This is a genomic window from Vreelandella sp. 21 (genome assembly GCF_050995515.1).
GTDB classification, from domain to species: Bacteria; Pseudomonadota; Gammaproteobacteria; order Pseudomonadales; family Halomonadaceae; genus Vreelandella; species Vreelandella alkaliphila.
In genome coordinates, this window is the sequence record NZ_CP194673.1 from 2,642,965 (window position 1) to 2,654,100 (window position 11,136).

An 11,136-nucleotide genomic window follows, 5' to 3' on the forward strand; every position below is an offset into this window, starting at 1 on the left:
TTGCCGCGACACGAATGAAAAGGATGAACATGCCCACCCGCACAAGCAAACCACTTATCGTGGCCACTAGTCGCTTGATAAAGCTATGCGCAAACATTACCAAGCTGCTTAGCTATATTTTTCATGCCGTGCTGCCGAACAAGCGCTTCACGCTGCCAGCCTATGCCGCGCCTTGGCTGGCACCTAAAAATGATTCGACTATTCCACGGATTATTTGGCAGACCAACTTCACTAATAGAGTGACCCTTCCGGTTTACCTGAACTACTTGTTTAATCGTCTCATGGCTCCTCGTTTCGAATATCGTTTCATGATTACCGAGGCGCGGAGTGACTTCATTAAAGAAAATTTCGACGACACCCTATTCACCAGCTATTCAAAGTTACAAATTGGTGCGGCGCAGGCTGATTTTTGGCGCCTCATGGTGCTTTACAAATACGGCGGCGTCTACCTCGATATTGACGCACATGCCATCTGGCCGCTTTCCCGCGTTATTCCTGCCGACATTGACGAACTCTATGTCACGACACGCAAGGGTGAGCTGAGCAATTACTTCATCGCCAGCAAACCAGGCAACCCCAACCTACGCAGACTGATTGATCAAGTGCAGCAAAACATTGAAGAGAACACGCTCACCAATGTGTTTGAGCTCACGGGTCCTGGCGTATTTATTCAGCTATTAGATCAACGCACCGTACCCACGGTGTCGTATCGCCACGCCTGCAATCAAGGTAATTTCACGAACGAGCACTTCCAATACATTGATAAAAAAGCGGGCAAATGGACCAGAGAGCAGAAAAAAGTCAGCATCATTCGCCAAGAAGAGCCTTGATCTTCAGATCGACTTGATGCCAATAAAAAAGCGCTAACCATATAGGTTAGCGCTTTTTTATCGTTTTTGCTTTATCCCTGTTTGCTTTGCCATGCCACTACTGTTCGGCCTGGCAAAGCGAGCCAATGTTACTTGTAAACAGGGAAGCGGCCACATACTTGGGCCACTTTATCGAGCACTTGGGCTTCGATTGAACTGGTGTCCTCACCTTTAGCAAGTACATCTAAGATGTCACAAATCCAACCGGCCAGTTGACTGCACTCATCTTCACCGAAACCACGGGTAGTAACGGCAGGCGTACCAATACGCAAACCAGAGGTCACGAATGGGCTTTGCGGATCGTTAGGCACCGCGTTTTTGTTCACAGTGATGTGAGCGCGGCCCAGAGCGGCGTCTGCATCTTTACCGGTCACGCCCTGCTTGATCAAAGACAGCAGGAACAGGTGATCTTCAGTACCACCAGACACGATATCGTAACCGCGGTCGATAAACACCTTGGCCATCGCCTGGGCGTTTTTAACCACCTGCTGCTGGTAAGCTTTGAATTCAGGCGCCATGGCTTCTTTGAAGCAGACTGCCTTGGCGGCAATAACATGCATCAACGGGCCGCCCTGGCCACCAGGGAAGACAGCAGACTGCAGCTTTTTCTCGATATCCGCATCGTTTTCAGCGGAGAGAATAACGCCGCTGCGTGGGCCACGCAGGGTTTTGTGTGTGGTAGATGTCACGACGTGAGCATGGGGCAGCGGGCTCGGGTAAACGCCTGCAGCAACCAAGCCAGACACGTGCGCCATATCAACCAGCAAGTAGGCACCTACTTCATCAGCGATCTCACGGAACTTAGCCCAATCGACAATTTGCGAGTAAGCAGAGAAGCCAGCAATGATCATTTTGGGCTTGTGCTCACGAGCAAGCTCAGCCACCTGATCATAATCAATCAAGCCCTGCTCGTTCAGCCCATACTGAATAGCATTATAGTGCTTGCCAGAGAAGTTAGGCTTGGCACCATGGGTTAAGTGACCACCGGCATCCAGGCTCATCCCCAAGATGGTGTCACCCGGCTTTACCAGCGCTTGGAAAACCGCGCTATTGGCCTGAGAACCAGAGTGAGGCTGAACATTCACGTAGGTCGCGCCGAACAGCTGCTTGGCATAGTCGATCGCAAGATTTTCAGCGATATCAACAAATTCACAGCCACCATAGTAGCGCTTACCTGGATAGCCTTCGGCGTATTTATTGGTCAGCTGGCTGCCTTGCGCTTCCAGTACGCGGGGGCTGGCGTAGTTTTCAGAAGCAATCAATTCAATGTGAGCTTCCTGGCGTGCAACTTCTTTTTGCATCGCGTCAAAAAGCACATCATCGAATCCGGCAATCGTCATATCGCGGCTGAACATCGGCGGGAACCTCGTTACAAAAGGATCATCATGGGGAAACTAGGGCGCTATCATAACGCAGCCTGACGCGACTTTCATCGCATCCGCGTCAGGTCGTGCATGAGCGTATTTCATGTTGCAGTCGTCATCCGAAAACTGACTAACTGGTCAACCGCGCTACTTTAGCTCAAAGGTGAGCGTAAACCGCTCAGTACTCGCCATCGGGTTCATCATGAATTGATTAAAAGTAAACGGATTGGGCAATGCGACATTGACCGTTAAGGCTTGGGAATGGCCAGCCATAATGTCGACCATCCCGGTCATTAATTTGGTTATTTGCGAGCCTAACAAGGGCTCAAGCTGACGAGCCTGCCTCAGCGCCATAGAGACTGCTTGCGCTTCGGTAATATTCTCGTGCGCGGCGATCTCGGTAGTTAATCGCGGCAGCAACCCTTCATCGGTATAAGCCACAACGACCTCACCACCATGCAACGTGGCGGATTCAAACAACGCAGGGTTTTGCATTGCCTGCTCAATGGAAACGCTTTTTGGCAAACTGATCGGCAAATCAAGGCTGTATTCAATTCCCGCAGCACTACTCAAGCGCACATAGCCATCAGCGATCAAGCGGTCGGTTTCCCCCTCTTCCGCCCAGCGGGAGTGACTGCGCCCGTCAGCCTGTAACTGACCACTTCCCCCTGTGAGTATTTTGTTAAAGGTTTCGAACTCTTGTCGTTGCTCAAGTGGCAATAAAGGCAGCAGCCCTCCAATATCAAAAAATGCGCCTTCGAAGCCTGCATCACCCACATAGGAATTGCCTTCTACCCAGGCGCTATCCAACGCTACGCGCCAACCATCCCCGGACAGATCCATGCCATTCAACGCGGCATGTTCCACGCTCTCTTCCCCAGGCGTATCAATTCCGGTTAGCTGCTCAATGCGCAAATTAGCGAGCGAAAGAACCGAACTAATCCCACTTTCCAAGTCATTAAAATCGGCACTGACGCCCTGCATATCGAACAAGCCAATGGCGCTACTGCTGACCTCTTCAAGCATGAGCGTTTCAATGTGCAACTGCCCCTCAAGCGGGGGAGAGTCTAGCTCACTAAAAAACTCATCCGCTGCCTCACCCTGTAGGTTTAGCGTGATGTCACGCGCATTCAGCGCCTTCCATACCATGCCTGGCGCACTCATTTCATCAATCGACGGCACTGCTTGCGAAGCGTTAGGCAATTCAATGGAGGCAACGCTGAGAAAAGGCAATGAGTTACCTGCCTCGCTAATGACCATACCGTCAATGACTACATTGTCTGGACGATGATAGTCACCCTCAACGAGGTAACGTTCGATAGTAAACACATCGCCATTGGCATAAGTGATAGCAATATCCTCAGCGACAACAGCGTCAGGCTGCTCATACACTTGGGCAACTGTGAATGCGCTCGACTCACTACCTAGCCGCTCACGAAGCTCTGCTTCAAGCTGCTGAGGTGAAGCATTCACCGTACCGGAAAGTAGCAGCAACAAAACCCCAGCAGTAAGCTGGCGATGACCTACAGACACAGACATGTCATGACCTCCTTGTGAGAAGCGCTAAGCATAGCACTTGGTAAAGTTTTGTTAAGCCTCACCAAGCAACCCCAAGCTCGCCGCAGGCGCTTGACGCCGCAGGCTATAAGAAAGGGCATGTCCGATAATGCCAATCAGTAATGCGCCCCCTAAGGGCAGAACTAGCCATAAGCTCACATGCAGGCGCGGTGTTAAATCAAGCCAATAGAGATAAAGCGCGGCAGTGGCAAACTCTGCAAGGAAAGCCCCCATCAAACCGCTGGCAAAACCGAGCAGCGCATATTCAGCACCTTGTACCCGTGAAATCATTCGGTTACCTGCACCAAATACACGCAGCAAGCCGCTCTCATGGGCGCGTACCGGCCGACTAGCCGTCAGTGCTGCATAAAGCACGCTAACGCCAGCCATCAGAACCAGAATAAGCACTAGCTCTACCGCTCGGGTGACCTGGGTAAGCACCTCGCGCACTTGGCCTAAGATGGCATCCACGTTGAGCAGTGATACGCCTGGAAAATCATTAACTAATTGTCGGATTAAGCTCTGCTCTTGTTCTGGCAAGTGAAACGCGGTGATAAAACTATGGCCAAACGATTCAAGCACGCCCGGTGGAAAAATAACGAAGAAATTTGGGTTAAAGCTATCCCAGTTAAGGCTGCGCAGGCTCTCAATACGGGTAGTGATCGTATCACCGCCGACGGAGAACGTTAGCTCGTCGCCTAACTCAAGGCCAAGGCGCTCTGCTAGTCCATCTTCCACGGAGATGGGCACAACGTTAGAAGCTTCCTGAGGCGTGGCTTCCACCTCACTCATCCATCCCTGAGGCCCACGCGGTTGTGAAAACCACTCTCCGGCGACGACCTGATTACCTTCGGGCAACGCTGATTGCCAGGTAAGATTCAGTTCACGGCGCAGCGAGTTATCGCCTCTGGCATCAGGAGGAACGGCTTCTATCGGCGGCTGACCGTTAATAGCACTGATTCTTCCGCGCACCATTGGGTATAGAGTGCTTTGAGTCTCCACCCGCGGAGCAACCGCATCTTCGAAAGCATCTCGCTCACTGGGCTGAATATTGATAGCAAAGTAATTAGGGGTATTCGCCGGCAACTGATCTTGCCAGGTGGACAATAAATCCCCCCGCACTAGTACGATCATCGCCATCGCAAAAAACGTGACCGAAAACGCCAGCAGTTGTCCAAGCCCTGCTTGCTTTCGACGGGCCAGCTGCCTGCCGCCCAACCGAAACGCTTGGCCCCACTCACTTCCACCGGAAAGCCGTTGAACAGCTTTCAACAGCCCGTTTAGCAACAGCGTGCTAGCCATCCATAGAAGCCCTAACAGGGCCGCACCGCCAATGAGTAGCGCCAGTGCAAGCGAAAAACTGCCTGAGTAAAGCCACAACAGGCCACCAAACACTAGACTCGCCACTCCCACTACTAACCAAGCAGACGGCGGTAGTGGGTCAAGCTCACGACGCAACACTTTCAGCGCACTGACACGCTTAATGCGTAACAGTGTGGGGCCAGCAAAACCAACCAGTACCGCAAGCGCAGTAAAAATGCCCAGCCAGAGCGGCATAATGCCGGGGGGTGGTAAAGTCATAGGCAGAAAACTTGTTAACAGCCACAGCAGCACAGCCTGACCAATAAGCCCTAACAGCGCGCCAATAATTGCGGCCATCAGTGCGAGCCCCATTAGTTGCAGGGTAAAAATAGTCACCAGTTGATATTGACTAGCGCCGAAGCAGCGCAGCAACGCCGCGGTGTCCAGATGGCGTTCAACGTAACGACGAGTCGACATAGCCACCGCGACGCCCGCTAATAATACCGCCGCCAATCCGGCAAGCCCAAGATAACTCTCAGCGCGTTGAAGCGCGTTGCCTAACTGAGGACGGTCAACACGTACATCACGTACGTCTACCCCATTACGTTTTAGTTCGGCCAGCAAGCCCTGTACTTGCTCCAGTGCTGTAGGAGGCCCAGCAGCAAGCAGTTCAAACTCGAGCCGTGACCCTAACTGCACCAATCCTGTTGCTTCCAAGTCGGCGGTATTGAGCATTAAACGAGGATTGAAATTACTAAAACCAGCCGACTGATCCGCTTCGCGCTCGATAATCCCACTAATAAGAAGTTCTGTTTGGCCTACTTGAACACGGTCGCCTATCGCAATGTCAATCAGCTGCGCTAACCGTGGGTCTGCCCAGGCTTCCCCAGGCGGTGGGCCTGATGCAATCTGCTCAACCCCGTTACCACGATCCACATGAGAAACGCCATAGTGAGGATAGACATCATCCACCGCTTTCAAGCTAGCTGGCTGGAAGCGCTCACCACGACTAATCATTGACACTAGATCAACCTGATCACTCAGCGTAAACCCCGCTTGCTCTAGCGTGGTGCGTAGCTCCTCAGAGAATGGCTCGCGCTGCTCAAGAACTAAGTCGCCACCCAGCATCTGACCTGCTTGGCGCTCTAACCCACGCTCCAGGCGATCTAAAAAAAAGGCGATCATGGTAGAAGCGGCAACGGCCAACACCAGCGCGACAAACAGTGCGCGAACATCAGCGGCACGTAAGTCACGTTTCAAACTACGTGCCGCAAGCCGCCAGTTTATATCACTCATCGCCACCCCCGTTTACAGCAGCGGTTGGTTCAAACGGCATTAACTGCCCGTTAGCCAGGCGTAAACATCGGTCGCAGCGGCGTGCAAGTGCGTGGTCGTGGGTCACTAAAATTAGCGTCGTGCCTGCTTCACGGTTTAGCGTGAAGAGCAAGTCAATAATCTGTGCCCCCGTATCAGGGTCAAGGTTACCGGTTGGTTCGTCGGCAAAGACTAGCTCAGGGTCGGTAACGAATGCGCGTGCAATGGCAACGCGCTGCTGCTCACCTCCCGAAAGCTGCTTAGGCAGATGTTCTGTGCGCTCACCAAGCCCGACTCGCTCAAGCCATTGAGCCGCGGCCTGAGTTTCTCCTGCTCGGGGAGACAGCTCTAACGGCAATAGCACATTTTCCAATGCACTTAACGTCGGTAGCAGCTGAAAGTTTTGAAATACAAAACCGACTCTTCCAGCCCGCAACGCAGCACGCCCATCTTCATCCATTTGGCTTAGCGGCTGGCCAAATAGCGTGAGTTCACCATCACTGGGCGTATCCAACCCTGCCAACAGCCCTAGCAAGGTCGACTTACCAGCACCGCTTTTACCAAGAATGGCAACACTCTCTCCCGCTGCCACGCTAAGCGCAAGGTCGTGTAAGATAGTTAGCGAACGTTCACCGCTTTTCACCTGTTTAGAAAGTTTCTCAGCATGAAGTACTGGCTGGTGAGCTTGCTTGTGAGGAACCTTGCTGGCAGTGATGGTGTCGGTGGTGGGCTGATGCGAAGAGGCAATATCGGTTGGCAAATTAGTTGTTGGGTTCAAGTTGGCTTTTGGATTCAAGTTGGCTTGTGGATCAGAGGAGTAAGGCATGAAGCATGGCATCCCTGTAGCGTGGCAAAGACTGAACCGCATGGTAACCGGAGGGTTGCTGGCACTGATAGTCATCTTTAGCGCGCCGGCACTCAACGCCGACCAACGCCCAACACTTTTAGTCATGGGCGATAGTCTTAGTGCCGCCTATGGTATAGAGCAAGAACGAGGCTGGGTCACGTTATTGGCTGAGCGGCTAGAAGGTGAAGCCCAGGTTATAAATGCCAGTATCAGCGGTGAAACGACGTCCGGCGGTGCACAACGATTAGCTAACATCATCGGACAGCGACAGCCTGATATCGTTCTGTTAGAGCTCGGTGGCAACGATGGATTACGTGGCCTTCCGCCTACTCAAATGCGTTCCAATCTAGCTAGTATGATTGAACAAAGCCAACAGGCAGGTGCTGACGTACTGCTTCTCGGCATTGATATTCCGCCCAACTATGGCCAAGCCTACCGTGATGCTTTTACCGGTGTTTTTCATTCGCTAGCAGATGAGTATGACGTACCTCTCGTGCCCTTCTTGTTGGAAGACGTAGCGCTTAACGAGCAACTGATGCAGGACGATGGCATTCACCCCACCGCCGAGGCTCAGCCAATTATTTTAGACAACGTCTGGCCAGCACTGGAACCACTGCTCGACAGCGTGTTTCAAGCATCCGCCAAATGAGGTGACGACAGTCCTCCCTCCGCGTTTAAAGCTAGTACTTTCTAATGAGAAGATATTGCTGAGGAGATAGTGCACTTCAACGCAGTAGCTTGTAGGCTTAACGCTTATTAACTATTACTCATGGCGTTTATGCCTGCCTCCTCTCGCTCCCAACTTAAACAACTTTCGCGTCGACAGTTTTTAGCTACTGTCGGCGCTGTTGTGCTGAGCGCAGGATTAGGTTTTCACGCCTCACCTGCAACAGCCTTCAATCCCCAACGATTACGGCAGAGCATGCAACAACAGTATGGCCAAAGCGGTCTTGCTGTTTTAGAAGAGTGGTTTGCCATGCTGGAGCGTTTGCGTGGGCAAGAGGTACAAATGCAACTTCGCGAGGTCAACGACTTCTTTAATCGCCGAGTACGTTGGATTGATGATATCCACGTATGGGGACAAGAGGACTACTGGGCGACGCCATTAGAAGCCATGGGTAAAGCACAAGGCGACTGCGAAGATTACTCCATTGCCAAGTACATCACCCTGAAGCAACTAGGTGTTCCCGGTGAACGCCTGCGCATGATTTATGTTCGGGCACGCATTGGCCGCAGCCAAATCACCCAGGCACATATGGTACTTGGCTACTACTCAACGCCCAGTGCCGAGCCGTTAGTACTTGATAATATTGTGCCTTCTATTACCCCTGCTTCTCAGCGCACCGACCTAGACCCAGTATTCAGTTTTAATAGCGATGGGTTATGGGCTGGTAGCACAACGCAATCACGTGCCGACCCGTTAGCGCGGCTATCACGCTGGCGCAATGTCGTTGAACGGATGCAATCACAAGGTTTTATTTAAGAGGATTAAGCACTATGTCGCTGATTAAACAGCTCTGGCTGGCCATTATTGCGCTACTGTTGCTTTCGTTTATCGGCAGCCTTGCGATCAGCATCACTTCGAGCCGTGACTATATCGAGCAGGAAGTGCGCATTAAAAACGAAGACAATGCAACGGCATTGGCACTTTCCATGAGCCAGCTCGATAAGGACGTGGTAACACTAGAACTGTTAATCTCCGCACAGTTTGATACTGGCTATTATCGCCGCATTACCCTGCGAGACACCGAAGGCCAGGTGCTCATTGAGCGTTCGGCCAACGAATATAGTGGCGATGTACCCGCCTGGTTCCGCAACGTTATTCGCTTTGATGTGCCGATTGGCACGGCAACGATTCAAGACGGCTGGCGGCAATTCGGTACGCTTGAACTCGAAAGCCAGCACAGTTTCGCCTATACCTCTTTGTGGCGCATTATGCTTGAGCTTGCAGGCTGGTTCTTGCTGGCCGGCGCTATCAGTCTCGCCATTGCCACCGTTGTGGTGCGCGGTATCAAGCATCCTCTGGTACGGGTTGTCGCCCAGGCAAAAGATATCAGCGCTCGACGCTTTACCACCATTAAAGAGCCCCGCACGTTAGAGCTACGCGAAGTGGCCCAAGCAATGAACGTTCTGTCTGCTAGTGTGCACCAAATGCTCAGCCAGGAAAGCCAAAAACTGGATGAGCTACGTCGCCACCTGCAACACGATCGTGTCACAGGGGCGCTCAATCGCGATGTGTTTATGAGCCGTTTATCATCGTTACTGGGGAGTGAAGACGCCCGTGCCACGGGGCTGATGATAATGACCAGAGTGGAGTCGCTTGAAATCCTCAATGAACAGCTAGGCCACCAAGCTACTGATCAGTTACTCAGTCAGTTAGTGACACAACTCTCTCAGTTGGCCCCCACGCCAGAAGAAGCACTGGTTGGGCGATTAAACGGTAGTGATTTTATCCTCATGCTGCCTTTAGAAGCAGAGACTAGCGCACTCATACCGCGTCTTCGTCAAGCACTTGATAGCATCGCGCTCAAGGCGCCCAATATCGGCATGCGTTTACCAACCGCTGTGGTTGCCTACACACCTCATGATGATCGAGGTGGTTTATTGGCTACGTTAGACGACGCCCTTGCCGAAGCCGAAAGTGCGAGCGCCCACACCACAGTTGCTATACGAGAGCATCAGCATAACTCTCTCTTTGGCAATCATGCCGAATGGCGTTCGGCGCTAAATGCCGCGATTGCGCTGGGCCCCCAGCTCGCTTATTTCCCAGTTATTGATGCCCACCACGACGTACTACATTACGAATGTCCTGCTCGCCTAGAGCTTGCCAATCACTGGCAAACAGCTGGCACGTTTATTCCCTGGATCTCGCGCTTTAACTTAGAGCCCGCGCTCGATATTGCCGTGGTTAAGAAAGCCCTTGAGCAACTCGCTTACAATCCAGCGCACGCCATTGGCATTAATCTTTCAATTGCCTCAATTACTAATGCTGAGTTTGTTATTGAGCTAAGAATGTTGCTCGAAAAACAACCGCAACTTGCCAAACAGCTGTGCTTCGAAGTGCCCGCTATGTTGAACAGCCACGCTATTGGTAGCCTTCGCGGCTTATGTGCCGCGCTAAGGCCATTAGGTTGTCAGTTTGGAATTGAACATGTCGGGGCAGAATTCACCAAACTTGCCGATTTACACGACATCGGGCTTGCCTATCTAAAAATAGACAGCAGCTTGATTGGAGGGATTCATACCTCTCACGAACAGCAAACCATCGTGCGAGGTATGGCCACGCTATGCCACTCCCTTGGCATTCAGGTGATCGCAGAAGGGGTGACTGAACAAGCTGAATTGGAAAGCCTCTTCAGCGTAGGCGTTGACGGAGCTACCGGCCCAGGCGTACGCGCATAAGCACCTTCGATAAGGAAGCCATGAACAACAAGGCGTTACAGAGTAACGCCTTGTTAGATAATACCGCCATCATCACTAATCAAATTGACATCATTCTTCGCACGCAACGATTTACGTTCCATGATTTTACTCTGTGCCGCCGAAGGCAAGTCAGTAAAACTAAGCACGCCCTTCTCTAGCAGCACTTCCAGCATATCTTCCACCACCCGCACAAAAGCCAAGTCGGATGCAATAAACTGCGCCGACTGCCCTGTTTGCTCAGCTAAAAAAGCGAACACTTCTGGTGAATCATCATTGATAGTGTCATTACACTCAGGCGATGGCTCTTTGCTGAGCATCACAATCTCCCCTTGGGCGTTGCGTTTGATGTAAAGCATAGCGGCTTCCTCTGTAAGTAAAAGCGCTTAAGTGTAGCTAAACGTAATTCGGCATTGAATACAACAAGGCCGCCCAGTGGGCGGCCTGTTGGGGTAGGTAAAGG

General features: G+C 51.9%; 9 protein-coding genes. 4 read left to right on the forward strand and 5 right to left on the reverse strand.

What is annotated here, in order from left to right; genetic code table 11:
- Nucleotides 1-29: 29 nt before the first annotated feature.
- The gene (locus tag ACN06F_RS12305; protein ID WP_433924006.1) at nt 30-830 is read left to right on the forward strand and encodes a glycosyltransferase family 32 protein; all 801 of its coding nucleotides are present in this window, start codon (nt 30-32) and stop codon (nt 828-830) included.
- A 128-nt stretch (nt 831-958) separates the two neighbouring features.
- Here the strand turns inward: ACN06F_RS12305 and glyA are convergent, their stop codons facing one another.
- The 4 genes from glyA to ACN06F_RS12325 form a co-directional block, all read right to left on the reverse strand.
- Nucleotides 959-2,224, reverse strand: coding sequence for a serine hydroxymethyltransferase (glyA, locus tag ACN06F_RS12310; RefSeq protein WP_095604539.1), 1,266 nt, complete (start codon nt 2,222-2,224; stop codon nt 959-961).
- Nucleotides 2,225-2,380: 156 nt separating this feature from the next.
- Complete coding sequence (locus ACN06F_RS12315) at nt 2,381-3,772, reverse strand: hypothetical protein (protein ID WP_433924007.1); 1,392 nt, start codon at nt 3,770-3,772, stop codon at nt 2,381-2,383.
- Between the two features lie 51 nt (nt 3,773-3,823).
- On the reverse strand, nt 3,824-6,388 hold the full coding sequence (locus ACN06F_RS12320; protein ID WP_038476848.1) for an ABC transporter permease: 2,565 nt from the start codon (nt 6,386-6,388) through the stop codon (nt 3,824-3,826).
- The gene (locus tag ACN06F_RS12325) at nt 6,381-7,232 is read right to left on the reverse strand and encodes an ABC transporter ATP-binding protein (RefSeq protein WP_038476851.1); all 852 of its coding nucleotides are present in this window, start codon (nt 7,230-7,232) and stop codon (nt 6,381-6,383) included. The genes ACN06F_RS12320 and ACN06F_RS12325 overlap by 8 nt, the downstream gene beginning before the upstream one ends.
- Between ACN06F_RS12325 and ACN06F_RS12330 the strand changes: the two genes are divergently transcribed.
- From ACN06F_RS12330 to ACN06F_RS12340, 3 genes are all read left to right on the forward strand, one after another.
- Nucleotides 7,231-7,902 (forward strand): arylesterase, encoded by a 672-nt coding sequence (locus ACN06F_RS12330; RefSeq protein WP_038476854.1) that lies wholly within the window; start codon nt 7,231-7,233, stop codon nt 7,900-7,902. The genes ACN06F_RS12325 and ACN06F_RS12330 overlap by 2 nt on opposite strands.
- Before the next feature lie 120 nt (nt 7,903-8,022).
- Entirely contained in the window at nt 8,023-8,736 is a 714-nt protein-coding gene (locus tag ACN06F_RS12335; protein ID WP_433924008.1) for a transglutaminase-like cysteine peptidase, read from the forward strand.
- Nucleotides 8,737-8,750: 14 nt separating this feature from the next.
- Nucleotides 8,751-10,655: an EAL domain-containing protein gene (locus tag ACN06F_RS12340; protein ID WP_038476860.1), complete on the forward strand. Its 1,905-nt coding sequence runs from the start codon at nt 8,751-8,753 to the stop codon at nt 10,653-10,655.
- Nucleotides 10,656-10,708: 53 nt separating this feature from the next.
- Here ACN06F_RS12340 and ACN06F_RS12345 read toward each other — a convergent pair whose 3' ends face one another.
- Nucleotides 10,709-11,032, reverse strand: coding sequence for a hypothetical protein (locus ACN06F_RS12345; protein ID WP_038476863.1), 324 nt, complete (start codon nt 11,030-11,032; stop codon nt 10,709-10,711).
- Between the last annotated feature and the right edge of the window lie 104 nt (nt 11,033-11,136).